This window comes from Arthrobacter sp. ok909, from assembly GCF_900104405.1.
Taxonomy (GTDB): Bacteria; Actinomycetota; Actinomycetes; order Actinomycetales; family Micrococcaceae; genus Arthrobacter; species Arthrobacter humicola.
Map to the genome: position 1 here is coordinate 180553 of NZ_FNJS01000003.1, position 22382 is coordinate 202934.

Annotated in this window: 23 protein-coding genes; 19 read left to right on the plus strand and 4 right to left on the minus strand. The window is 67.5% G+C overall.

Features of this window, described 5'->3' with window-relative positions; all coding sequences use genetic code 11:
- Window positions 1-109: 109 nt before the first annotated feature.
- The 4 genes from BLR03_RS04260 (at window position 110) to dapF (ending at window position 4275) form a co-directional block, all read left to right on the plus strand.
- On the plus strand, window positions 110-589 hold the full coding sequence (locus tag BLR03_RS04260) for a regulatory protein RecX (RefSeq protein WP_175460406.1): 480 nt from the start codon (window positions 110-112) through the stop codon (window positions 587-589).
- A 79-nt stretch (window positions 590-668) separates the two neighbouring features.
- Complete coding sequence (gene miaB / locus BLR03_RS04265; protein WP_175460407.1) at window positions 669-2279, plus strand: tRNA (N6-isopentenyl adenosine(37)-C2)-methylthiotransferase MiaB; 1611 nt, start codon at window positions 669-671, stop codon at window positions 2277-2279.
- Window positions 2280-2355: 76 nt separating this feature from the next.
- The gene (miaA, locus tag BLR03_RS04270) at window positions 2356-3270 is read left to right on the plus strand and encodes a tRNA (adenosine(37)-N6)-dimethylallyltransferase MiaA (protein ID WP_091249850.1); all 915 of its coding nucleotides are present in this window, start codon (window positions 2356-2358) and stop codon (window positions 3268-3270) included.
- Between the two features lie 51 nt (window positions 3271-3321).
- A complete protein-coding gene (gene dapF, locus BLR03_RS04275) occupies window positions 3322-4275 on the plus strand; it encodes a diaminopimelate epimerase (protein WP_091249853.1) in 954 nt (317 codons plus the stop codon).
- Here the strand turns inward: dapF and BLR03_RS04280 are convergent.
- Window positions 4256-4870 (minus strand): class I SAM-dependent methyltransferase, encoded by a 615-nt coding sequence (locus BLR03_RS04280; RefSeq protein ID WP_091249856.1) that lies wholly within the window; start codon window positions 4868-4870, stop codon window positions 4256-4258. The two genes, dapF and BLR03_RS04280, sit on opposite strands and share 20 nt — an antisense overlap.
- 742 nt (window positions 4871-5612) lie before the next feature.
- Here BLR03_RS04280 and hflX point away from each other — a divergent pair.
- Window positions 5613-7211, plus strand: coding sequence for a GTPase HflX (hflX, locus tag BLR03_RS04285; RefSeq protein WP_091249859.1), 1599 nt, complete (start codon window positions 5613-5615; stop codon window positions 7209-7211).
- On the plus strand, window positions 7204-9366 hold the full coding sequence (locus BLR03_RS04290) for an ATP-dependent DNA helicase (protein ID WP_302846565.1): 2163 nt from the start codon (window positions 7204-7206) through the stop codon (window positions 9364-9366). Before hflX ends, BLR03_RS04290 begins: the two co-directional genes overlap by 8 nt.
- A gap of 80 nt (window positions 9367-9446) precedes the next feature.
- Here BLR03_RS04290 and lexA read toward each other — a convergent pair whose 3' ends face one another.
- Complete coding sequence (gene lexA / locus BLR03_RS04295) at window positions 9447-10196, minus strand: transcriptional repressor LexA (protein ID WP_091250045.1); 750 nt, start codon at window positions 10194-10196, stop codon at window positions 9447-9449.
- 354 nt (window positions 10197-10550) lie between these two features.
- Here lexA and BLR03_RS04300 point away from each other — a divergent pair, with 354 nt between their 5' ends.
- The 8 genes from BLR03_RS04300 to BLR03_RS04330 all read left to right on the plus strand — a co-directional run bounded on the left by BLR03_RS04300 (window position 10551) and on the right by BLR03_RS04330 (window position 16823).
- Window positions 10551-10940, plus strand: coding sequence for a LysM peptidoglycan-binding domain-containing protein (locus BLR03_RS04300; RefSeq protein WP_091249862.1), 390 nt, complete (start codon window positions 10551-10553; stop codon window positions 10938-10940).
- A 68-nt stretch (window positions 10941-11008) separates the two neighbouring features.
- Window positions 11009-12127 carry a histidinol-phosphate transaminase gene (locus BLR03_RS04305; RefSeq protein ID WP_091249865.1) on the plus strand — a complete coding sequence of 373 codons (1119 nt, stop codon included), beginning with the start codon at window positions 11009-11011 and terminating at the stop codon, window positions 12125-12127.
- Window positions 12128-12197: 70 nt separating this feature from the next.
- The gene (hisB, locus tag BLR03_RS04310) at window positions 12198-12824 is read left to right on the plus strand and encodes an imidazoleglycerol-phosphate dehydratase HisB (RefSeq protein ID WP_091249867.1); all 627 of its coding nucleotides are present in this window, start codon (window positions 12198-12200) and stop codon (window positions 12822-12824) included.
- Window positions 12821-13552, plus strand: coding sequence for an imidazole glycerol phosphate synthase subunit HisH (gene hisH / locus BLR03_RS04315; protein ID WP_091249870.1), 732 nt, complete (start codon window positions 12821-12823; stop codon window positions 13550-13552). Before hisB ends, hisH begins: the two co-directional genes overlap by 4 nt.
- Complete coding sequence (locus BLR03_RS24310) at window positions 13553-13711, plus strand: hypothetical protein (RefSeq protein ID WP_175460408.1); 159 nt, start codon at window positions 13553-13555, stop codon at window positions 13709-13711.
- Between the two features lie 48 nt (window positions 13712-13759).
- Entirely contained in the window at window positions 13760-14506 is a 747-nt protein-coding gene (gene priA, locus BLR03_RS04320) for a bifunctional 1-(5-phosphoribosyl)-5-((5-phosphoribosylamino)methylideneamino)imidazole-4-carboxamide isomerase/phosphoribosylanthranilate isomerase PriA (protein WP_091249873.1), read from the plus strand.
- A 13-nt stretch (window positions 14507-14519) separates the two neighbouring features.
- A complete protein-coding gene (locus BLR03_RS04325) occupies window positions 14520-15446 on the plus strand; it encodes an SseB family protein (protein ID WP_091249876.1) in 927 nt (308 codons plus the stop codon).
- Between the two features lie 63 nt (window positions 15447-15509).
- Window positions 15510-16823: an MFS transporter gene (locus BLR03_RS04330; RefSeq protein ID WP_091249879.1), complete on the plus strand. Its 1314-nt coding sequence runs from the start codon at window positions 15510-15512 to the stop codon at window positions 16821-16823.
- A gap of 173 nt (window positions 16824-16996) precedes the next feature.
- Here BLR03_RS04330 and BLR03_RS04335 read toward each other — a convergent pair whose 3' ends face one another.
- The gene (locus BLR03_RS04335; RefSeq protein WP_091249882.1) at window positions 16997-17383 is read right to left on the minus strand and encodes a DUF1844 domain-containing protein; all 387 of its coding nucleotides are present in this window, start codon (window positions 17381-17383) and stop codon (window positions 16997-16999) included.
- A 341-nt stretch (window positions 17384-17724) separates the two neighbouring features.
- Between BLR03_RS04335 and infC the strand changes: the two genes are divergently transcribed.
- From infC to BLR03_RS04355, 4 genes are all read left to right on the plus strand, one after another.
- The gene (gene infC / locus BLR03_RS04340; RefSeq protein ID WP_302846566.1) at window positions 17725-18930 is read left to right on the plus strand and encodes a translation initiation factor IF-3; all 1206 of its coding nucleotides are present in this window, start codon (window positions 17725-17727) and stop codon (window positions 18928-18930) included.
- A gap of 115 nt (window positions 18931-19045) precedes the next feature.
- Entirely contained in the window at window positions 19046-19240 is a 195-nt protein-coding gene (gene rpmI, locus BLR03_RS04345) for a 50S ribosomal protein L35 (RefSeq protein ID WP_009358635.1), read from the plus strand.
- Between the two features lie 120 nt (window positions 19241-19360).
- Window positions 19361-19831, plus strand: a complete 471-nt coding sequence (gene rplT, locus BLR03_RS04350; protein WP_091249887.1) for a 50S ribosomal protein L20 — start codon at window positions 19361-19363, stop codon at window positions 19829-19831.
- A 66-nt stretch (window positions 19832-19897) separates the two neighbouring features.
- Entirely contained in the window at window positions 19898-20794 is an 897-nt protein-coding gene (locus BLR03_RS04355; protein WP_091249890.1) for a TrmH family RNA methyltransferase, read from the plus strand.
- Window positions 20795-20937: 143 nt separating this feature from the next.
- Here BLR03_RS04355 and BLR03_RS04360 read toward each other — a convergent pair whose 3' ends face one another.
- Window positions 20938-21207, minus strand: a complete 270-nt coding sequence (locus BLR03_RS04360) for a GlsB/YeaQ/YmgE family stress response membrane protein (RefSeq protein WP_091249893.1) — start codon at window positions 21205-21207, stop codon at window positions 20938-20940.
- A 229-nt stretch (window positions 21208-21436) separates the two neighbouring features.
- On the opposite strand from BLR03_RS04360, the gene BLR03_RS04365 reads away from it, so the two are divergent.
- A complete protein-coding gene (locus BLR03_RS04365) occupies window positions 21437-22357 on the plus strand; it encodes a cation diffusion facilitator family transporter (protein WP_091249895.1) in 921 nt (306 codons plus the stop codon).
- Window positions 22358-22382 lie beyond the last annotated feature (25 nt).

The following is a 22382-nucleotide window of genomic DNA, read 5'->3' on the forward strand; positions in this document are numbered from 1 at the left end:
CCGCGGTTCACGAGGATCGCAGGGCTCCCGCAGTTCCCGCGGGTCGAGCGGGTCCCGTGGAGCCACGGCGCCGTCACCGGAACTGGACCCGGACGCGGATCCTGCGGCGGTGGCGCGTGCCATCGTGCTGCGCCAGCTGACGAATTCGCCCAAGAGCCGGCTGCAGCTGTCCCGCAAGCTGGCCGAGCGTAATGTCCCCGAGGACGTGGCCGAGGCCGTACTGGACCGCTTCGAGGAAGTGCGGCTGGTTGACGACGCCGAGTTCGCCGACATGTGGGTCCGCAGCAGGTCCCAAACGCGCAAGCTCGCCAAAGGGGCCCTGCGCCGCGAACTGGCCGACAAGGGGATCGACCCGGATACCGCCGCCAGCGCGCTCGACCAGCTCAGCGACGCCGACGAAGAGGCGGCCGCCCGTGAGCTCGTGGAGCGCAAACTGCGGGGATTCAGCGGCGACGAGGACCGTGCGGAGCGGGACAAGATCACCCGCCGCCTGGCGTCGATGCTTGCCCGCAAGGGCTATCAGCCCGCACTGGCCTTCCGGATCGTCGCCGAGGTGCTCGATGCCGCGGCCGCCGGAGCCGGGGACTGAGGGCTTCCAGCCGCCGTCCCCTCCCGCGTCCGTGCAGGCCCGGCCACAACCGGTTACCCCTAACCGTTACCCTTAACAGGTGAGTTTTACCATTCCCTCCCCAGCGGCCGGCACCACTTCTCCCACAGCGTCGTCGGCAGTCAGCGCAGACGCAGCTGCCACGCAGCTCAATTCCGGTTCGGCTCAGCCCCGCACATACCAGGTGCGCACCTTCGGGTGCCAAATGAACGTGCACGATTCCGAGCGGATGGCCGGCATGCTTGAAGCCGCGGGCTACGTACCGTCCGCCGGCGAGCTGGCCGACGTCGTGGTCTTCAACACGTGCGCGGTCCGGGAAAACGCCGACAACAAGCTGTACGGGAACCTGGGTATCCTGGCCCCGGTCAAGGCAGCCAATCCCGGCATGCAGATCGCCGTTGGCGGGTGCCTCGCGCAGAAGGACCGGGAGACCATCCTCAAGAAGGCGCCGTGGGTGGACGCGGTCTTCGGCACCCACAACGTCGGTGCCCTTCCTGCCCTGCTGAACCGGGCCCGCCACAACAACGAGGCCCAGCTGGAAATCCTCGAATCGTTGGATGTCTTCCCCTCGACCCTTCCGACCAAGCGCGACTCCGTCTATTCGGGCTGGGTGTCCATCTCGGTTGGCTGCAACAACACTTGCACCTTCTGCATCGTCCCTGCCTTGCGGGGCAAGGAAAAGGACCGCCGTCCGGGGGAGATCCTGGCCGAGATCCAGGCTCTTGTGGACGACGGCGCCATTGAAGTGACCTTGTTGGGGCAGAACGTGAATTCCTATGGCGTCGAGTTCGGCGACCGGCAGGCGTTTTCGAAGCTCCTGCGTGCCTGCGGGGAAATCCCCGGCCTGGAGCGTGTCCGCTTCACGAGCCCGCACCCCGCAGCCTTCACCGACGACGTCATCGACGCCATGGCCGAGACGCCCAACGTCATGCCGCAGCTGCATATGCCCCTGCAGTCCGGCTCGGACAAGGTCCTCAAGGATATGAAGCGGTCCTACCGCTCTGCGAAGTTCCTCGGCATCCTGGACAAGGTCCGCGAGAAGATCCCGCACGCGGCCATCTCCACGGATATCATCGTCGGCTTCCCCGGCGAGACCGAGGAAGACTTCCAGGCCACGCTCGACGTCGTCGAGAAGTCCCGGTTCGCCACCGCCTTCACCTTCCAATACTCCAAGCGGCCAGGCACCCCCGCCGCGGACCTGCCGGATCAGCTCCCGAAGGCCGTGGTCCAGGAGCGCTTTGAGCGCCTCACGGCCCTGCAGGACCGGATTGCTGCCGAGGAAAACGCCCGCCAGCTCGGCCGCCGCGTTGAGGTCATGGTGACCGCCCAGTCCGGCCGCAAGGCGGAGGAAACCCACCGCCTCTCCGGCCGTTCCCAGGACCAGCGGCTGGTGCACTTCTCCGTGCCCGAGGGCGCCGACGTGCCCCGGCCCGGCGACCTCGTGACCGTCACCATCACGGAGGCGGCCGCCTTCCACCTCGTCGCCGACCCCGCCTCGGCGGCGGATTACAGCCTGCGCCGTTCGCGTGCCGGTGACGCCTGGGACCGTTCCCAGGCCGATTCCTGCGGTGCCGCCCCGGCCGGCACGACGAATCCGGCGGGCAAAGCCAGCGCGTCGGGCAAGGCCGGCGTGTCGCTGGGCATGCCCAGCCTCCCGGTCCGCGGCCGTTAGCGCCGTGCCGGGACCTCAACGCAGCGCCGTCGCGCAGGTGCACGGCCAGGCGGCGACGGCGCCGCAGACGGCGGGAATGCCGCCCGTGATCGCCGTCGTCGGACCCACCGGTTCCGGCAAGTCCGACCTCGCCGTTTCGCTGGCGCTGGAACTCAACGGCGAGGTCATCAACGCCGATTCCATGCAGTTCTACCGCGGCATGGACATCGGCACGGCCAAGATCACCGACGCCGAACGCCGGGGAGTCCCGCACCACCTCTTGGACATCCTGGACGTGACCGAGGAAGCGAGCGTCTCGGACTTCCAGCAGCAGGCCCGCGCCCTGATCGGAGACATCCACGCCCGCGGGAAGCGGGCCATCCTGGCCGGCGGGTCCGGACTTTACGTCCGTGCCGCGCTGGATGTCCTGGAGTTTCCCGGCACGGATCCCGACATCCGCCGGCGCCTGGAGGCCGAACTGGACACGGCGGGCCCCGCACCGCTGCGGCAACGGCTGGAAGCCGTGGACCCCGTGTCGGCCGGCAGGCTCGGCGATGCCCGGCGCATCATCCGCGCCCTGGAAGTCTTCGAACTGACCGGACGCCCGTTCAGCTCCTTCATGCCCGCCCGCGAGTACTTCCAGCCTGCCGTCCAGATCGGGCTCGAGGTGGATAGGGAACTGCTCCGGGAGCGCCTGGCCCTGCGGGTCCACGCCATGGTGGACCGTGGGCTGCTGGAGGAAGTGCGGCGGCTCGACGCCGCGGGGCTCCGCAACGGCAGGACCGCGCCACGGGCCCTCGGCTATGCCCAGTTCCTTCGGGTTCTCGATGGCACTTCCAGCCTCGAGCAGGCCGCGGATGAAACGATCATCGCCACCCGGCAGTTCGCACGCCGGCAACTGACCTGGTTCCGGGCCGATCCCCGGGTCAACTGGCTGGACTGGCAGGATCCCGCCTTGGTGGCCAAGGCCGCGGCCCTGTGCCGGACGGCGCCCGTTCCGCCGCTGGCGTAGCGTTCCCGTCACGGTGCCGGAGCTCTCCGTACGGAACGGTAACCTTGGAGCATGGACGCATCCCACGCCGTAGCCGCCGCCCCTGCCGCCGGCGATACCGCATCCCTCAGCGGTCTGAAGTTTTCCAAGGGCCACGGAACAGGCAACGACTTTGTCCTGATCGCCGACCCCAACGGCGCACTGTCGCTCAGCCCCGAGCAGGTCGCGGCGCTCTGCGACCGGCACCGCGGCATCGGCGGCGACGGCCTGATCCGTGCGGTGCCCTCGCGGCTCGTGCCCGAGGGGCAGGAATTGCTGACCGTGCACCCCGACGCCGAGTGGTTCATGGACTACCGAAATGGCGACGGCTCGCTGTCTGAGATGTGCGGCAACGGCGTCCGCGTCTTTGTGCACTTCCTCATCGCCGAAGGCCTCGTGAACCTGCCGGCCGGCGAATCCCTCGTCATCGGCACCCGGGGCGGCGTGAAGACGATCGTCCGCACCGCTGCCGGCTATGCCGTCGACATGGGGCCCTGGGAGTTCATTTTCCCGGGCGAGGCGACCGCGCGGGCCATGGATTCGCTCGTCAGCGCCGAGGGGCTGGAGGTGGCCAGACCCGCACTGTCGGTCAGCATGGGCAACCCGCACACAGTGGTGGCCCTGGCCGAAATGGCCGAACTTGAGGCCACGCAGCTGTTCACCGCGCCCAAGGTGGACCCGACGCCGCCGCACGGCACCAATGTTGAATTCGTAGTGCCCTCCGAACCACTCGTCCACGAGGGCACGGGCACCATCACCATGCGGGTCCACGAGCGGGGGGTGGGGGAAACCCAGTCATGCGGCACCGGTGCCTGCGCCGCCGCCGTCGCCATCCGCCACTGGGCCGGGCAGGGCGCACCGGACGCGTGGAACGTTCACGTTCCCGGGGGAGTGGTCGGTGTGAAATTCTTCGTCGGTCCGGAGGGACACGAACACGTCGAGCTCAGCGGCCCGGCCGTGATCGTGGCTACCGGGACGCTTTCCTGACCCGAAGGATCCGGAACGACTTCGACGTGCTCTCACGGGTCACGGTGAAGCTGGAATCGAGCTCCGCCGCGAGCCAACGCTGCAGCGAATCCGAGCCGAGATTCTTCTGGACCACCAGCCAGGCCGATCCGCCCGGCGTCAGCCGCGGAATCCACAGGCGCAGGAGCGTGTGAAGTTCGTCCTTGCCGATCCGGATAGGCGGGTTGGACCAGATGGTGTCAAAACGCAGTTCGGGGTCCACAGCCTCCGGCGTGCTGGCGGTGACGTTGGTGAGTCCCAGCAGTGCGGCGTTTTCGTTGGTCAGGGTCACGCAGCGCTCGTTCACGTCCACCGCGTAGACGCGGGAGTGCGGTGCCCGCAGGGCCATGGTCAGGGCAATCGGGCCCCAGCCGCAGCCGATATCAAGCAGGTTTCCCTGCGGAGCCGGAGCCGGGACATCTGCCAGCAGCACGGCCGTTCCCTTGTCGATCCCGTCCGGGCTGAAGATCCCTGAGGACGTCTGCAGCCGGCGCGTCTCACCGGCAAGGTCCACGGTGAGCGGCTTGCGGGTGAAAGGCCCGGCGGGCTGGGCGCTGAAATAGTGTGCAGACTCCATAATGGGCCAGATTAGTTGGCGGTCCACCCGAATGGGAAACCGGACGGGACGCGGAACGGCGTCCGGGCCCGGGTACGCAACCCGGGTACGCAACGGAACGGCCCGGTCCCAGCAAGGAACGGCGGCCGAGCCCTGGAACGGGGCGTGAACGATCCCGGCGGCCCTCCCCGAACGGCGGACCCCGGCCCCGAACGGCCCACCCCGAGGGAGCCAGCTGCGCGAACCGGGCGAGCTTCAGCGTCTGCTAGGCTTAAAAGCATGATCTTGATCTCCAAGTAGCCGGCACGGGTCTCATCCCGTCCCCGCAGCGACGCAGGTAAACGCCTTCCGCTCAGTGCCCCCATCGCCCTGTCGAGTTATCTCGCCAGCAGGTGCACGAAACACTTGGAATCCAACCGCTTTTCTCGGCAACGCCTTGGCGGCGGCCCTTCTTTCCTTGACACCGTGCATGGCCCGATTCGGGGCCGGCCCGGCGGACGGCAATTACCTCACTGCGTTCCCGCAGCCAGGCGCCTCGGGCGCCTCTCCCACCAAGCCGCTCTCTTCACCTAGCTGTTTTCTTCAACTTGCTGTTCTCTCTACCCAGCCAGCGCTCCGTCCGGAGCCAGCCCTGCCCCCGGCACCGTTGCCGCGGGCATTCCAGGAGGCCTGCATGACCCCTCGCCGTCAGCCCAGCGCGAATACCGCCCCACAGAGCACCAATCGGCACTATTCTGAAATAGCCGAACCCCTAAAGGAGACCATGACCAGCCAGCCCAACACCGGACCCGATTCAGCCGCCCAGGACATGAGCCCTGCGGAGATCCAGGCTGTTATCGACCGGATCCTCTCCAAGGACACCCCTGCCCCGAATGCGGGCCGCGGCACCGGAGTCAACGACGCGGCCGGCACGAGCGCCGGCGGCCAGAAGGCGGTGTTCGGCACGGCACAGGCCATCTCGCGCCTGGACGACGTGTACACGAACTTCGACGGCGACCAGCAGGACCTCGAGGAACGCCACGCCCTGCGCCGCAAGGCGGGCCTGTCCACCGAACTCGAGGACGTCACCGAGGTCGAATACCGGCAGCTGCGCCTCGAACGCGTGGTCTTGGCCGGACTCTGGAGCGAAGGTACCCTCGCCGACGCCGAGAACTCCCTGCGTGAACTTGCCGCCCTCGCTGAGACAGCCGGCTCGGAGGTCCTGGACGGGCTCGTCCAGCGCCGGGCCAAGCCCGACCCCGGAACGTTCCTCGGCTCCGGCAAGGCGCAGGAACTCAAAGCCATCGTGATGTCCACGGGCGCCGACACCGTAGTGGTCGACGCCGAACTCGCCCCGTCCCAGCGGCGCGGCCTGGAGGACATCGTCAAGGTCAAAGTCATCGACCGCACCGCGCTCATCCTGGACATCTTCGCGCAGCATGCCAAGAGCCGGGAAGGCAAGGCACAGGTGGAACTGGCCCAGCTCGAATACCTGCTCCCGCGCCTGCGCGGCTGGGGAGAGTCGATGTCCCGCCAGGCCGGTGGCCAGGTGGGCGGCGCCGGCGCCGGCATGGGTTCCCGTGGTCCCGGTGAAACCAAGATCGAACTGGACCGCCGCCGGATCCGCACCCGCATGGCCAAGCTGCGGCGCGAAATCGCCGCGATGAAGCCCGCCCGGGAAACGAAGCGCGCCAACCGTCGTCGTAATGCCGTGCCGTCAGTAGCGATCGCCGGCTACACCAACGCCGGGAAGTCCTCGCTCCTGAACCGCCTGACCGACGCCGGGGTGCTGGTGGAGAACGCCCTGTTCGCCACCCTGGACCCCACCGTGCGCAAGGCAGAAACCGCCGACGGCCTCGGCTACACGCTGGCGGACACCGTGGGATTCGTCCGCTCGCTGCCCACCCAGCTCGTGGAAGCATTCCGCTCCACCCTGGAAGAGGTGGCCGACTCGGACCTCATCCTGCACGTCGTCGACGTCTCGCACCCCGACCCCGAGGGCCAGATCGCCGCAGTCCGGGCAGTCTTCAGCGAAGTCGACGCCCGCAAGGTTCCGGAAATCATCGTCCTGAACAAGGCCGACGCCGCCGACCCGTTTGTGGTCGAACGGCTCAAGCAGCGCGAACCGCGCCACGTGGTGGTCTCGGCACGCACAGGTGAAGGCATCCCGGAATTGCTCAAAGCCATCAGTGACGGCATTCCGCGCCCCGGCGTGAAGCTTGAGCTGTTGATCCCGTACAACCGTGGAGATCTGCTCAACAAGCTCCATGAGACCGACGCCGAGATCCTCAGCCTAGAGCACGAGGAAACCGGCACCCGGGCCGTGGTGATGGTGCGCGAAGGACTCGCCGCTGAACTGGATCCCTTCATCAGCAATGACTGAGGCTGCGGTGACCAAGGCCAAGGCCGGATCCTCGGACGCCGGGGCCGCTGACGCGGAACCGGCCGACGGAGGGACGGGCGAGGACGCCGCGGACGGCAACACGGCGTCCGGCAACACGGCCGGCGGGACTGGCGAGGAGTTCGTGATTGAGCTGCTCGACCGTGCCGTGTCCGGCATGGGTGGCCAGAGCCGCGACGGCCAGCACGAAATGGCCCGGCAGGTGGCGCGCGCGATCGACAGCGGCGACCACCTGCTGGTCCAGGCCGGCACCGGCACCGGCAAGTCACTGGCGTACCTGATTCCGCTGATCGCCCACTCGCTGACCAGCAACAAGCCCACCCTGGTCTCCACTGCGACCCTGGCACTGCAGACCCAGATTGTCGGCCGCGACCTGCCCCGGCTGCTCAAGACCATCACCCCGGCCCTGGAGCGGCCCGTCAAGGTTGCCTTGGTGAAGGGCCGGTCCAACTATGTGTGCCGGCACAAGATCGAGGGCGGCTTCCCGTCCGAGGAACCGTCCGAGGGGCAACTGTTCTCCCTCGGCGAGGACACGTCCGTGCCGCACTTTGCCGCCGCGCTGGGCGGGCCTTCCTCCCAGCTCGGCAAGGAAGTGGTGCGCCTGCGCGAATGGGCGGAGGAGACGGCCACGGGGGACCGGGACGAACTCATGCCCGGTGTCACGGACCGGGCCTGGCGGCAGGTCTCCGTCACGTCCATGGAGTGCCTCGGCGCGCAGAAGTGCCCGCTCGCGGCCGAATGCTTCAGTGAACTGGCCCGGCAGAACGCCGCCGATGCCGACGTCGTGGTCACCAACCACGCCATGCTCGCCGTCAGCGCCTTCGAAGGCCTGGCGGTCCTGCCCGAGTACGACGTCGTGGTGGTGGACGAGGCCCACGAACTGCAGGACCGCGTCACAGGCGCAGTCTCCGGCCAGCTCTCCGTGGCGATGGTCCACGCCGCCGCGTCCGGGGCCCGTAAGCACACAGGCATCACCGTGGACGCCCTGAACAATGCCGCCTCCCACCTGGAGCTCGCCATCGAAGGCGTCCCCAGCGGGTTGATGCCCAACGGCCTGAACACCGAGCAACTCGACTGCATCGACCAGTTGCGCGACGCCTGCCGCGCCGCGCTGTCCGATTCCAAGGGGGACAGTTCCACGACGGCCGACGGCGGTCGCCAGCTCGCCCGGTCCCGCCTCATGGTCATCCTGGAACTTTGCGAACGCCTCCTGGCCGCGCGGGAAAACCGCGAAGTCGTGTGGTTCTCCCGCAATAGCAGCTTCGACCCGGCGCAGGGCTACTCCCAGCCGGACGAGACCGCGCCGGCCTTGATCAATGTGGCCCCGTTGAGCGTCGCGGGGCGGCTGCGTGAAGGACTGTTCGCGGACCACACCGTCATCCTGACATCGGCCACGCTCGCCATCGGGGCGGCGTTCGAGCCGGCCGCCGGAGGCCTCGGCCTGGTCGGCAGCGGCGCCCCGAGCTGGACCGGCGTCGACGTCGGGTCCCCCTTCGACTATCCGAAGCAGGGCATCCTCTATGTCGCCCAGCACCTGCCCAAGCCCGGGCGCGGCACGTCCCCGGAGGCTCTGGACGAACTCGAGAAACTGATCCGTGCCTCCGGCGGCGGCGCCCTGTGCCTGTTTTCCTCCCGGCGAGCGGCGGAGGAGGCCGCCGAGGCGATGCGGCCACGGCTGGGCCTCAGCATCCTGTGCCAGGGGGAGTCGAGCATGACAGCGCTCGTGCGGCAGTTTGCCGACGAGCCGGACACATGTTTGTTCGGCACGATGTCCCTGTGGCAGGGCGTCGACGTTCCCGGAGTGTCCTGCCGCCTGGTGGTCATTGACAGGATTCCGTTCCCGCGGCCGGACGACCCGCTCATGACAGCACGTTCCCGTGCGGTGGCGCAGGCCGGCGGCAACGGCTTCATGTCCGTCTCGGCCACGCACGCCGCAATCCGCCTGGCGCAGGGCGCCGGCCGGCTGATCCGCTCGACCTCGGACAAGGGTGTGGTGGCGGTGCTGGATTCGCGGCTGTCCACGGAGCGCTACGGCGGGTTCCTCCGCGCCGCGCTTCCGCCGTTCTGGCCCACCACGGATCCTTCGATCGCCGTGGCCGCCTTGAAGCGGCTGGCGAAGGACTCCGCAAAGAACTAAAAGCGGGGGCCGGAGCCGCGGCTCCGGCCCCCGGAAGCCGTCCCTTGGAAGCCGTCCCCGGGAGGCCTGCCACGGGGTGGCTACAGGGAGCGGAGCACCGAGACGACCTTGCCCATGATCACGGCGTGGTCGCCGAGGATGGGCTCGTACTGGGTGTTTTGCGGTAGCAGCCAGGTGTGGCCGTCGCGCTGGCGGAACGTCTTGACCGTTGCTTCATCGTCGAGCAGCGCAGCCACGATGTCGCCGTTCACGGCATCACCCTGGCGGCGGACAACCACCCAGTCGCCGTCGCAGATGGCGGCATCGATCATCGAGTCGCCGGCCACCTTGAGCATGAAGAGTTCGCCGTGGCCCACCAGTTGGCGCGGCAGGGGCATGACGTCCTCCACCACCTGGTCGGCGAGGATCGGTCCGCCGGCCGCGATGCGTCCGACAAACGGCACCATTGCCGTGTCGGTGGCGCTGGCGAGTTCCGTCACGGAGAGGCCACCGACGGCGCGGAGGCCGCTGGATTTCTCGACGCCCGAAATGGCCCTCGTCCCCTCGTCCAGGGTCAGCGGCATGAGCACTTCCATGGCCCTTGGACGCTTTGGGTCCCGACGCAGGTAGCCGAGCTTTTCAAGTTGGGACAGCTGATGGGTCACGCTCGACAGGCTGGCGAGTCCGACGGTGTCGCCGATTTCGCGCATGGACGGCGGGTAGCCGTTGTCACTGACGGAGCGCTGGATCGTTTCCAGGATTTTCTTCTGCCGGACGGTCAGGCTCTTGGGGGCCCGTGCAGGCTGGGCGCTCCGTGAGCTGGCCCGGCCGCCGGTGGCTTGTGCTGCCATGTTCGCCAACGCCTTTCCGTTCCACCCGGCCGCCGTGGCTGCTGTCACCGGGAACTTCCGGCCTGAAATGTCAGACCCTCCTGATCAACTACCGATGAACGAGTTCACAAGCTGTTGTTCTTTCCCTCAAAAGTAGGCCAGCGGCATCGCTTTTTCAAACATTTGTTCTAGCGAGTCTCGACATCGTTCGTTACTAAGTGCTAAAACAGAACTAGCAAAGTTCGAATATGTGTTCGATTCCGGCTTTTACGCCCCGAGCGCATTATTCGGTTCTATGTTCGAATGTTCGGCCGGTTGGCGGCGAGTACGTGGAGTACGCCGGGCGGCACCGTATGGTCCAGGAGGGCTCAGTTCATGTCAGCAGCAAGCGCGTTTCACAGCACCTTTGATCACAGCATCACGGGCCGCGAGGTCGCCCGGCGGCCGAAGCAGGCGCCGCTGCGGCTCACCCGGCGCGGACGGTTCGTCTTCTTCGGGATCCCGCTGATCCTGCTGGCAGCGCTCATCTTGTCGTTCAGCGGATTCCTTACCGCTCCGGCCAAGGCGGCGGATTCCGCGGACCAGCTCAATGTGACGCCCACTGTTTCCGTGACTGTCCAGCCGGGGGAGTCACTCTGGGCCATTGCGGGGACCGTGGCGCCGGAACGCGATCCCCGTGACGTCGTGGCCGATATCGTGCAGTTGAACAACCTTGACGCCGCGCGTGTAATGCCGGGCCAGCAGCTGTTCGTTCCGTCCAAGTAGGTACCGCCGGCGACCGTCCCGGGCGTCACAGTTTCAGCGCCCGTCCCGCTTCCACTTAAACTGGTCACGTGACTGACCAGCTTGAGCGCCTCAACCGACTGCCCCTCCGAACCAATCTGCGCGGCCTGCGACCGTATGGCGCACCCCAGCTGGACGTCCCCATTCTGCTCAACGTCAACGAGAACACCCATGGTGTCCCGGCCGACGTCCGCGCCGCTATCACCGAGGCTGTCAGCGCCGCCGCCGCGGGGCTGAACCGGTATCCGGACCGGGAGTTCACCGAATTGCGGGAAGCCCTGGCCGAGTACCTTGGCCACGGCCTGGGCGCGGAGAACATCTGGGCCGCGAACGGCTCCAACGAAGTACTTCAGCAAATCCTCCAGGCGTTTGGCGGTCCCGGCCGGACGGCCCTTGGTTTCCCTCCCACATACTCGATGTACCCGCTGCTGGCCGCCGGCACGGACACGGAGTACATTGTTGGCGCCCGCGCGGCGGACTACGGGCTCAGCGCGGAATCGGCTGCCCGCCAGGTCCGGGAGCTGCAGCCCAACATTGTCTTCCTGTGCTCCCCGAATAACCCCACCGGTACCGGACTGGGTCTTGATGTCGTCGAGGCCGTCTATGCCGCCGGAGAGGCCAGCCAGACCATCGTGATCGTAGACGAGGCGTACCACGAGTTTGCCCACGACGGCACGCCCAGCGCACTGACCCTGCTGCCCGGCCGTGAGCGGCTCATCGTCTCGCGCACCATGAGCAAGGCCTTCGCCCTCGCCGGGGCGCGGCTCGGGTACATGGCCGCCGCTCCGGAGGTCACCGACGCCCTGCGGCTGGTCCGTCTGCCGTACCACCTCTCCGCTATAACCCAAGCGACGGCCCTGGCCGCGCTGCACCACCGTGTGGCCCTCATGGCCGACGTCGAGGACATCAAGCGCCAGCGCGACCGGATCGTGTCCGAGCTGGCCCGCCTGGGCCTAAAACCGGCGGCTTCCGATTCCAACTACGTGTTCTTCGGCGGCCTGGAGAACCCGCACGACGTCTGGCAGGGCCTGCTGGACGCCGGCGTCCTCATCCGCGACGTCGGCATCCCGGGGCACCTTCGCGTGACCGCGGGCACTGAGACGGAAACCACAGCCTTCCTCGAAGCCCTTGAACGCATCCTGACCAGCCACGCAACGCCGCAGGCCTAGACTTGACGGGGAGCCAGTGCGCCCCGCCAGACTGCCCAGCACCCTGCCTTCTTCCAAAGGACACATCTACATGAGCAACACCGGAGCCACCGCCGCCGAGGGCCGGACCGCACGCATGGAACGGACCACCAGTGAGTCCTCTGTCCTGGTTGAGATCAACCTGGACGGCACCGGGGTCTCGGATATCAGCACGTCGGTCCCGTTCTACGACCACATGCTGACGGCCCTGAGCAAGCACTCGCTGATTGACATGACCGTCAAGGCCACCGGCGACACCCACATCGATGTCCACCACACCGTCGAGGACGTGGCCATCACCTTCGGCGAGGTTCTGCGGACCGCATTGGGCAACAAGGCCGGAATCCGCCGCTTCGGCGAGGCGACCGTGCCCCTGGATGAGGCCCTCGCGCAGGCCGTCGTCGACGTCTCGGGCCGGCCCTACCTTGTCCACGCCGGCGAGCCGGCAGGCCAGGAATACCACCTGATCGGCGGCCACTTCACCGGCTCGCTGACCCGCCACGTGTTCGAGGCGATCACGCTCCACGCCGGGATCTGCCTCCACATGAACGTCACGGCCGGACGCGACCCCCACCACATCGTCGAGGCCCAGTTCAAGGCCTTCGCCCGGGCCCTGCGCGCAGCCGTCGAACCGGACCCCCGGGTCGAGGGCATCCCGTCCACCAAGGGCGCCCTGTGACCGGCCCGGTCCTGCGCGACGGGGCCATCATCGACCCCGCCGCCGCAACCAAGCCGGTGTCTCCGGAGGGAAAGCCGACCGTCACGGTGCTGGACTACGGTTCCGGCAACGTCCGCTCTGCCGTCCGTGCTCTGGAGCGGGCCGGGGCCGAGGTCATCCTCAGTTCCAAGCCCGAGGACGTCCTCAACGCCGACGGCCTCGTCGTCCCCGGCGTCGGCGCCTTCGAAACCGTCATGCGCGAACTCAAGTCCGTGGACGCCATCCGCATGATCGGGCGCCGCGTCGCCGGCGGCCGCCCCGTGCTTGCCATCTGCGTCGGACTCCAGGTGCTGTTCGAGGCAGGCGTCGAACACGGCACGGAAGCCGAAGGCATGGGGGAGTGGCCCGGCAAGGTCGAGTTGCTGCCCGCCGACGTCGTGCCCCACATGGGCTGGAACACCGTCTCCGTCCCGGAGGGATCCAAGTTGTTCGCCGGCGTCGAGGGTGAGCGCTTCTACTTCGTGCACTCCTACGGGGTCCAGCACTGGGACTTCGACGTCATCCAGCCCCGGATGGCGGCGCCCCTGGTGACCTGGTCCGAACACGGTGCGCCGTTCATTGCGGCCGTGGAGAACGGCCCGCTGTGCGCCACGCAGTTCCACCCGGAGAAGTCCGGTGATGCCGGCGCCCGGCTCCTGCGCAACTGGGTCGACGGCCTGCGCCCCGCGGCCCCGGAACAGACCGCCTAGATGTGGTCCCTGGTCCTCATGGGCGTCGCCGGCCTGCTGGTCGGCGGCGCAATCTCCTTCCGCCAGCAGAAAAGTCCGCGCTGGGTGGAGGTCGTGTTCTACATCCTGGCCGGCATGTCGCTGCTGGCCGCCTATCTCCTGACCCTGCCGGCGTCCTGACGGCCGCGCCGCGTTCCTGACCCACCATCCCGAGCTGAGGACACCACGATGACCACCGAAACCCCGCTGCCCGTACTCGAGCTTCTGCCTGCCGTCGACGTCGTCAACGGCCAGGCCGTCCGGCTCGTGCAAGGCGAAGCCGGCAGCGAGACGAGCTACGGCACCCCGCTGGAGGCCGCGCTCAACTGGCAGCAGCAGGGGGCCGAGTGGGTGCATCTGGTGGACCTGGACGCCGCATTCGGGCGCGGCTCCAACGCTGAACTGCTGCGCGAGGTCGTGGGGCGGCTTGACATCAAGGTTGAACTCTCCGGCGGCCTGCGCGACGACGATTCCCTCGAGAAGGCGCTCGACCTCGGCGTGGCCCGCGTGAACCTGGGCACCGCGGCACTGGAGAACCCGGAATGGACCTCCCGGGTGATCGAGCGCTTTGGCGATAAGATTGCCGTCGGCCTCGATGTCCGCGGCACCACGCTCGCCGGCCGCGGCTGGACCAAGGAAGGCGGGGACCTCTGGGAGGTGCTCGGCCGCCTCGAAGACGCCGGCTGCGCCCGGTACGTCGTCACCGACGTGACCAAGGACGGCACCCTCCAGGGCCCCAACGTCCAACTCCTGCGCCAGATGGTCGAGAAGACGGGCAAGCCGGTGGTCGCCTCCGGCGGCATTTCCAGCCTTGAGGACCTGCAGGTCCTGCGGTCCCTGGTGCCGCTCGGCGTCGAGGGCGCCATCATCGGCAAGGCCCTCTACAACGGCAACTTCACGCTGCCCCAGGCCCTCGACGTCGCCGGTCGCCGCTAAGCGGTCAGCAGTCATGACGCACACCCGCGAGCCCGGCGACACCCACGACCCCCACAACGCAGTGCAGCCGGACGCCGGCGCGGCTCCGGTCCGGCATCTGCCCGGACATATCGCCGCTGCCCTCGCCGGCGCCGGCGGCGCCACGGACTCCGCCGGTCAACCCTGGGCGGGCCGCAGCCTGTCCGGGGAAGCCGCGAAAATCCACAATTTCGAAGACGACGACGGCGCTGCCGACGCCGGCTACCTGGCGGCCGTGGCCAACCTCGCCGCGGGCACCGGCGACGAGGCGGCCGTGGTGGCCGCGCTTGCCACCGCCCGGGTCTTCGTGCCCATCCTGGCCCAGCTCGCCGAGGAAGGGGAAGGCGCCGGCGGCCTTCACGCCGACAAGCAGGCCGATATGGCCCTCGTAACGCTCAAAGCGCCGGACGGGCGGACGGCCATGCCCGCCTTCACCTCGGCGGCGTCACTTGAGGCCTGGCATCCGGAGGCCAGACCGGTGGCGGTCTACGCGGCCCGGGCGGCCCTGTCCGCCGTCGCGGAAGGTGCCGAGCTGCTCGTACTGGATCCCGGTGCGGACCTGACGTTCGTGGTCCGCAGGCCGGCGGTCTGGGCACTGGCCCAACAGCAAACCTGGACGCCGTCGTATGCCGATCCGGAACTCGCGCGCGCCCTCGGGGACAGCGCGGTTGGCTTTCCGGCGGTCCGCCGTGTTGAAATTCATCCAGGGGGTGGAATTGCCTCGGCTACAGCCGATGGCAGGCGGCTCCCCGGCGGGGGATCCGGCCCGGAACTCCGCGTGGTCCTGTACCTTGAGGACGGACTCGACGCCGCCGGCGTGCAGTCCATCGTCGCCGGCCTCAACAACGACTGGGCCCGGAATGAAATCTTTGCCGAGCGGGTTGACTCGATCGAGGTCAAGCTGCAGCGCGCAGCACCATAGCTGACGGCCCAACGGGGGGACCTCCTGGTGCTGCCGTGGGCAGTAACAGAAGGATGTAGTGACGTGAATTTCGCGCTTTACCGGGAGCTGCTCGCCGTCCGGCCCATCAGGCGGCTCCTGCTGGTCGGGATGATTGCCCGCATACCGCACTCGGCGGCCGGCGTCCTGTTGACCCTGCACATCGTCCTGACCCTCGGCCAAGGCTACGCGGCCGCCGGCGCCGCGGCCGCCGTCATGACGATCGGAATCGCCGTCGGGGCGCCCTGGCGCGGACGCCGGGTCGACACCGTGGGACTGCGCAAGGCGCTCATCCCGTCCGTCATATCCGAGACCGTGATCTGGTCCATCGTGCCGCACGTCTCCTACGAGGTCCTGCTGCCGCTGGTATTCGTCGGCGGCCTGCTCACGCTGCCCATCTTCAGCGTGGTGCGGCAGTCCCTGGGCGTACTGGCCACCGGCGAACAGCGCCGCACCGCCTTCGCCCTCGACGCCATCGCCACCGAGCTGGTCTTCATGATCGGACCCGCAGTCGGCGCCGTCGTCGCCACCAGCGGGCAGTCGGTCCTGGGCCTGACAATAGTCGGCGTGGCCACGTCCGTCTCTGGACTGTTCCTCATGTGGTTCAACCCGCCCACCCGGAGCGCGGCCCCCGACGCCGGGCTCGAGGCGGAAGAACTCGAGTGCGCGGAGGCCGCCGTCGTCGCCGCCGCGCCGGCCCACCTCCAGGAGGCCGCGGCCGAACTGGCGCCTTTGGCGGCCGCAGCCGAGGAACGGCGGCAGCGGCGCTCCGGCCTGCGCCACCGGGTCATCCACAACTTCAGTTGGTTCACCCCCGCCGTGGGAGCCGTCTTCGCCGTCGCAGCCGGTGCCGGCATGGTCCTCAGCGGCACTGACGTGGGCATCGTCGCAGCCCTCCAGACCGGCGGCCACGAGGCCGAAATCGGGATCGTCTTCGTCTTCTGGTGCGCGGCCTCGGTGGTGGGCGGCATAGTTTACGGCGCCATGCACCGGCCCGTCTCGCCGATCCTCCTGCTGTTGGGAATGTCAGCGCTGACGGTCCCGATGGCGTTCGCGACTGATACCTGGACTCTCAGCCTGCTCTCGCTGCTTCCGGGGCTGCTGTGCGCGCCGGTGCTGTCCGCGGCCTCGGAAAAGGTCGCCGAACTGGTTGACGAGAGCCGTCGCGGCGAGGCGATGGGCTGGTACGGGTCCTCGCTCACCGGCGGCGTGGCCCTGGGCGCGCCGCTCGCCGGGCTGTTCATCGACGTCATCGGCCCGTCGGCCGGCTTCGTCGCCGTGGGGCTGGCCGGCGTGGCCCTCTGCCTCGTAGGACTCGTCCTGCAGCAGATGCGCCGCCGCCGCCTGGCCCACGCCTAGACGCCGCGCTGTCCCTATCAGAGGCCCGCGTGGCCCCCGGGCCCGGGGGCCACGCGGGGTCCCGATGGATCGAAGCAGAGTTAACGACGCCGGCGGGCGGACCCGGATGGTCCGCCCGCCGGCGTGTCATGGCTGACGAAAGTGCTGAGGCGGCCGTGGCTAGTTGTCTGTGACTAGTTGACTGGGCCGGTGTACTTCTCGCCCGGGCCCTTGCCCGGAGCGTCCGGGATGATCGATTCCTCGCGGAAGGCCAGCTGCAGCGAACGCAGTCCGTCGCGCAACGGCCCGGCGTGCTGTGAGCCGATTTCCGGTGCCGCGGACGTCACCAGGCCGGCGAGGGCGGTAATGAGTTTGCGGGCCTCGTCCAGGTCCTTGAGTTCCTGGGCATTTTCCTCGGCGGCGAGGCCCAGCTTCACTGCGGCGGCGCTCATCAGGTGCACGGCGGCCGTCGTGATGACCTCGATCGCGGGGACTTCCGAGATGTCGCGAATCTGCTGCGAGACGTCGGCCTGTGCGGCTGCGGGCTCGAAGACATGGGAATTACTGTCTGAAGTGCTCATGCTGGTAAGCTTGTCACAGACCGACTGAATGTCGTTATTCTGCAGTGCTTCTTACGTGTGGTGCTTGTTACTGACTGGTGCTTCTTGGCGTAAGTGGTGACCGGCGACGCACACGTGCGTTGGGCGGGTATCTATCTGTAGAATTGGCTTTTAGTTTGCAAGCGGAGTTCTCTCCCACCCGCGTCAGCCGCGAAACTTCCTTCGGGAAGCCCCTCCCTCACGGGAGTCAAGGTTGCCGGGTACCTGGTCGGGCACAACCTCGGACTCCGGTCCGGCGAAAGTGCATGCCGCCTCATTGAGGGCTGCAGTTCCGATCTCGAGGCCTTCGATTGCTCCGGCAATTGGGGGCCTTCTCTTTTTGCCGGTGGAATACCCCTCACGAACACAGGAGCTTTAACATTAGCGAGCCAAGAATCAATGAGCGTATCCGCGTCCCTGAGGTGCGGCTGGTCGGCCCTGCAGGCGAACAGGTAGGAATTGTCCGTATTGAGGATGCCCTGCGTTTGGCTGCCGAGTCCGATCTTGATCTCGTTGAAGTTGCACCGCAGGCCAAGCCTCCGGTGTGCAAGCTGATGGACTTCGGCAAGTACAAGTACGAGGCCGCCGTCAAGGCGCGCGAGGCCCGGAAGAACCAGACCAACACGGTCCTGAAGGAAATCCGCTTCCGCCTGAAGATTGACACCCACGACTACGAGACGAAGCGCGGCCACGCGCTCCGCTTCCTCGGCGCTGGCGACAAGGTCAAGGCCATGATCCAGTTCCGCGGCCGTGAGCAGCAGCGTCCCGAGATGGGCATCCGCCTGCTCCAGCGTTTCGCGGACGACGTCGCCGAAGTTGGCGTTGTGGAGTCCAGCCCCCGGATCGATGGCCGCAACATGGTCATGGTGGTGGGCCCGCTGAAGAACAAGGCTGAAGCCAAGGCAGAGGCCCGCCGCGCAACGCAGCGTGCGGAAGCCAAGGCTGAGAACGAAGCCAAGGCATCAGGCCGCGTCGACGTCTCCGGCGGCAACGCTCCGCTGACGCAGACGCTGTCCGACCTCCTGCCGGAAGGCTACGTCGTAGCGACGGAGGCTCCTGCAACGGAGGCTCCCGCGGTCGAAGAAGCCAAGGTCGCAGAGGCCACGGCCGAAACGGCGGCAGCCACGCAGGCCCCGGTCGAGGAGACCAAGGCCGAGGAAGCTCCGGCCCAGGAAGCCCCGAAGGAAGCTGCTCCCAAGGCAGCCGAGAAGCCGGCAGCAGCCAAGGCTCCCGAGGCTCCGAAGGCGGCCGAGAAGCCGGCAGCAGCCAAGGCTCCCGAGGCTCCGAAGGCGGCCGAGAAGCCCGCAGCAGCCAAGGCTCCCGTGGCTCCTAAGGCCGCTCCGGCCCCGGCCCCCGTGGCTAAGGCTCCGGAGGAGAAGACTGCGGAATCCGCTCCGGCCGCTCCGGCAGCAGCACCGAAGCCGGTCGCTGCTCCGAAGCCGGTTCCGAGGCCTGCAGCTCCGAAGCCCGCCGCACGGCCGGCCGCCCCCCGGGCTGCCGCCAAGCCCGGCAGCAAGAAGACCAACTAGTTCACGGCTGCCGGACAGCAATGTCCGGCAGCAAGCAACCAGCATGCCGCCCGCAGGGGCGGCTGCACGAAAGAGCTGCAGACTTTTCTGCGGATACGTAAGGAGATCGGTTCCCATGCCGAAGATGAAGACCCACAGCGGTGCTAAGAAGCGCTTCAAGCTGACCGGTAGCGGCAAGCTGCGCCGTCAGCAGGCCAACCGCCGTCACTACCTCGAGCACAAGTCCTCACGGCTGACCCGTCGCCTTGCCGGCGACAAGATCGTCTTCAAGGGCGACGCCAAGGTCATCCGGAAGATGCTCGGCATCTAAGTTCCAAGTTCTCTGATTGCCGGCCACCTGGCGGCAATCAACTACCAAAAAGGCTTCTCAGGCCAGCCGGACTTTTCCGGCAGTAGACGCTTGGGATCAGAATTCTGAAGGAGTACGCACGTGGCACGTGTGAAGAGGGCTGTAAACGCCCACAAGAAGCGCCGGGTTATCCTCGAACGCGCAAAGGGCTACCGCGGACAGCGCTCACGCCTGTACCGCAAGGCCAAAGAGCAGCTGCTGCACTCGTTTGTCTACAGCTACGGCGACCGCAAGAAGAAGAAGGGCGACTTCCGCCGTCTTTGGATCCAGCGCATCAACGCTGCATCCCGCGCCAACGGCCTGACCTACAACCGCCTGATCCAGGGCCTGAAGGCCGCTGAGGTTGAGGTTGACCGCCGCATGCTGGCCGAGCTCGCCGTTTCCGACGCCAACGCCTTCGCCGCGCTGGTCAAGGTTGCCAAGGACGCGCTGCCCGCCGACACGTCAGCTCCGGCTGTCCAGGCTGAGGCCGCTCCGGCTCCGAAGGCCGCCAAGAAGGCTCCCGCGAAGAAGCCTGCTGCCAAGAAGGCCGCCGACGAGGCTGCAAAGTAGTTCCCCGCAGCAGTTGAAAAACTGCAGCGTTCAAGAACCGGCTGCGAGAGCAACTAAGGTTCTTATATGAACGAAACCGGGCGCCCGCAAGACCTTCCACTTTCCAACCCCCGAGCTGATCGGGTGAGGAAGGTGGCACAACTTGCCGGGCGCCCGGCCCGTTTAAAGCGACGCGAGTTCCTGGCGGAGGGGCCGCAGGCGGTCCGGGAAGCCCTCGTTCTACACCAAAAGAGGCTCGCCGCGGGGGAACCCGGCATCGTCTATGAGGTCTACGCGAGCGAGTCCTGCCTGGACCGGCACCGGGATCTGGAGACACTCGCGGAGGGCACCACCGCCTACCTCGCCACCGACGAAGTGCTTGCCGCGATGGCGGACACTGTTACCCCGCAGGGCGTTCTCGCGGTCTGCGGTTTCCTGGACGTTGGCCTCGATCAGGTGTTGGACGCCGGGCCGCGGCTGATCGCCGTCCTTTGCCAGGTCCGCGACCCCGGCAACGCCGGAACCGTCCTGCGCGCCGCCGACGCTGCCGGCGCGGACGCGGTGGTCCTGACCGGATCCAGCGTGGACATCTACAACCCCAAAGCGGTCCGTTCGACGGCGGGCTCCCTCTTCCACCTGCCGATCGTCCTCGGCGCCGATGCGGCCGACATCGTGGCCCGCTGCAAGGAACGGGGGATCGGCGTCCTAGCCGCCGACGGCTACGGCCAACTGAACCTGGACCGTCTCCAGGACGAGAATGCGGCCCGCCGGCTGGGCGCTTCCGCCGCGGAATCGGTCTACGCGCTCGAACAGCCCACCGCCTGGCTTTTTGGCAACGAGGCCCAGGGCCTGTCCGAGGACGAAATTGCGCTGGCCGACCACCGGGTGGCCGTGCCGGTCTACGGGCAAGCGGAGAGCCTCAATCTCGGCACCGCGGCCACGGTCTGCCTTTACGCCAGCGCCCGGTCCCAGCAGGTGCCCTAAAGACCCGGCTGCCTGAAAAGGCATCCCGGCGTGCACAGGCAGACAAAAAAGGCGGGGCCCGCCAAAGGTGGGCTCCGCCGTCGTACTGTTCCGTCGAACTGTTCCTAGGGCCTCACTCGAAGCGTGAGGTCAGCCGTACAGAATTATGATGTGGTCTTGTTGCGTCCTGTAATGGCGCCGTAGGCGAGGGCAACCACCAAGCCGCCGACGATGGCCAGGAGCCAGGAACCGAGATTCCAGAATTCCATCTTGCCGCCGCCAAACAGAAGGTCGCCGATCCAGCCACCGACAATGGCTCCGACGACGCCGAGCACGAGGCTGGTAACCCAGCCGCCGCCGACCCTGCCGGGCATGACTGCCTTGACGATTGCACCTACTATGAGTCCGAGAATGATCCAGCCAAGAAAGCCCATGTCTCCTCCTACATATTCGTCGGTATCCAAATTGTGAATCCCGAATATGGCTTCAAGCTAACATAGGCCGGATTACTTGTCAGCAGGGGAGTGCCCAATCGTTACGTGGCGGTATCGGCCCTGCCGCGGTTCGGAGGCCGCCCGGAAACGGGTAGCGTATTCCTTGCGGGCGCCGGGTTCTTCCGGTGTCCGGTGACACCCCGGAAGAACCCCGTAAGGAGAAGCTCACGTGGCTGCAAGTGGCGGTACCAAGGCGATAATTGCGGCGCTGGCCGCCAACCTGACCATCGCCGTTTTGAAGTTCGTCGCCTATTTCCTGACGCTGTCGTCATCCATGCTGGCCGAAGCCATTCACTCGCTCGCGGACTCCGGCAACCAGTTGCTACTGCTCGTCGGCGGCAAGCGCGCGGAGCGGGAGGCCAGCCAGGAACACCCCTTTGGCTACGGCCGTGAGCGCTACATCTACGCCTTCATCGTCTCGATTGTGCTGTTCAGCGTCGGCGGTCTCTTTGCGCTCTACGAGGCGTGGGGAAAGATCCAGCACCCGCACGGCATCGAAGGGGACTTCTGGTGGGTGCCGCTGGCTGTGCTGGTGGGCGCGATCATTGCAGAATCCTTCTCGTTCCGGACGGCGATCGCCGAATCCAACCCCCTCCGCGGGAAGCAGAGCTGGGTCAAGTTCATCCGCAACGCCAAACAGCCGGAACTCCCCGTGATCCTGCTCGAAGATTTCGGCGCCCTCGTGGGCCTCGTCTTCGCGCTCTTCGGCGTGAGCCTGACACTCATCACCGGGAACGGCATCTGGGACGCCCTGGGCACCGCCATGATCGGCCTCCTGCTCGTGGGGATCGCCGTCGTGCTGGCCATGGAAACAAAGTCCCTGCTCCTGGGCGAGTCGGCCACCCGCGACGACGTCGCCAAGATCCGCAGCGCGATCGAAGCCGGCGGCACCGGCATCATTCACCTCAAGACCATGCACCTGGGCCCCGAAGAGCTGCTGGTGGCAGCCAAGATCAGCATCGGCCGCACGGACTCGGGCCAGGACATCGCGAAGGCGATTGACGCCGCAGAGGCCCGGATCCGCGAGGCCGTCCCGATCGCCCGGGTCATCTACCTGGAGCCGGATGTGCAGCGGATCAGTGCGTCCTAACCGGCGGCCGCCGTCGACGGCAGCG

Bases quoted from the DNA above. Each gene is read 5' to 3' on its own strand.
- BLR03_RS04335 (WP_091249882.1), bottom strand. From the start codon at position 17,383: ATGAGCACTTCAGACAGTAATTCCCATGTCTTCGAGCCCGCAGCCGCA.
- BLR03_RS04300 (WP_091249862.1), top strand. From the start codon at position 10,551: ATGTCAGCAGCAAGCGCGTTTCACAGCACCTTTGATCACAGCATCACG.
- priA (WP_091249873.1), top strand. From the start codon at position 13,760: ATGACCACCGAAACCCCGCTGCCCGTACTCGAGCTTCTGCCTGCCGTC.
- lexA (WP_091250045.1), bottom strand. From the start codon at position 10,196: ATGGCAGCACAAGCCACCGGCGGCCGGGCCAGCTCACGGAGCGCCCAG.
- BLR03_RS04355 (WP_091249890.1), top strand. From the start codon at position 19,898: ATGAACGAAACCGGGCGCCCGCAAGACCTTCCACTTTCCAACCCCCGA.
- BLR03_RS04290 (WP_302846565.1), top strand. From the start codon at position 7,204: ATGACTGAGGCTGCGGTGACCAAGGCCAAGGCCGGATCCTCGGACGCC.
- BLR03_RS04325 (WP_091249876.1), top strand. From the start codon at position 14,520: ATGACGCACACCCGCGAGCCCGGCGACACCCACGACCCCCACAACGCA.
- BLR03_RS24310 (WP_175460408.1), top strand. From the start codon at position 13,553: ATGTGGTCCCTGGTCCTCATGGGCGTCGCCGGCCTGCTGGTCGGCGGC.
- miaA (WP_091249850.1), top strand. From the start codon at position 2,356: ATGCCGCCCGTGATCGCCGTCGTCGGACCCACCGGTTCCGGCAAGTCC.
- hflX (WP_091249859.1), top strand. From the start codon at position 5,613: ATGACCAGCCAGCCCAACACCGGACCCGATTCAGCCGCCCAGGACATG.
- BLR03_RS04360 (WP_091249893.1), bottom strand. From the start codon at position 21,207: ATGGGCTTTCTTGGCTGGATCATTCTCGGACTCATAGTAGGTGCAATC.
- hisB (WP_091249867.1), top strand. From the start codon at position 12,198: ATGAGCAACACCGGAGCCACCGCCGCCGAGGGCCGGACCGCACGCATG.
- BLR03_RS04280 (WP_091249856.1), bottom strand. From the start codon at position 4,870: ATGGAGTCTGCACACTATTTCAGCGCCCAGCCCGCCGGGCCTTTCACC.
- dapF (WP_091249853.1), top strand. From the start codon at position 3,322: ATGGACGCATCCCACGCCGTAGCCGCCGCCCCTGCCGCCGGCGATACC.
- rpmI (WP_009358635.1), top strand. From the start codon at position 19,046: ATGCCGAAGATGAAGACCCACAGCGGTGCTAAGAAGCGCTTCAAGCTG.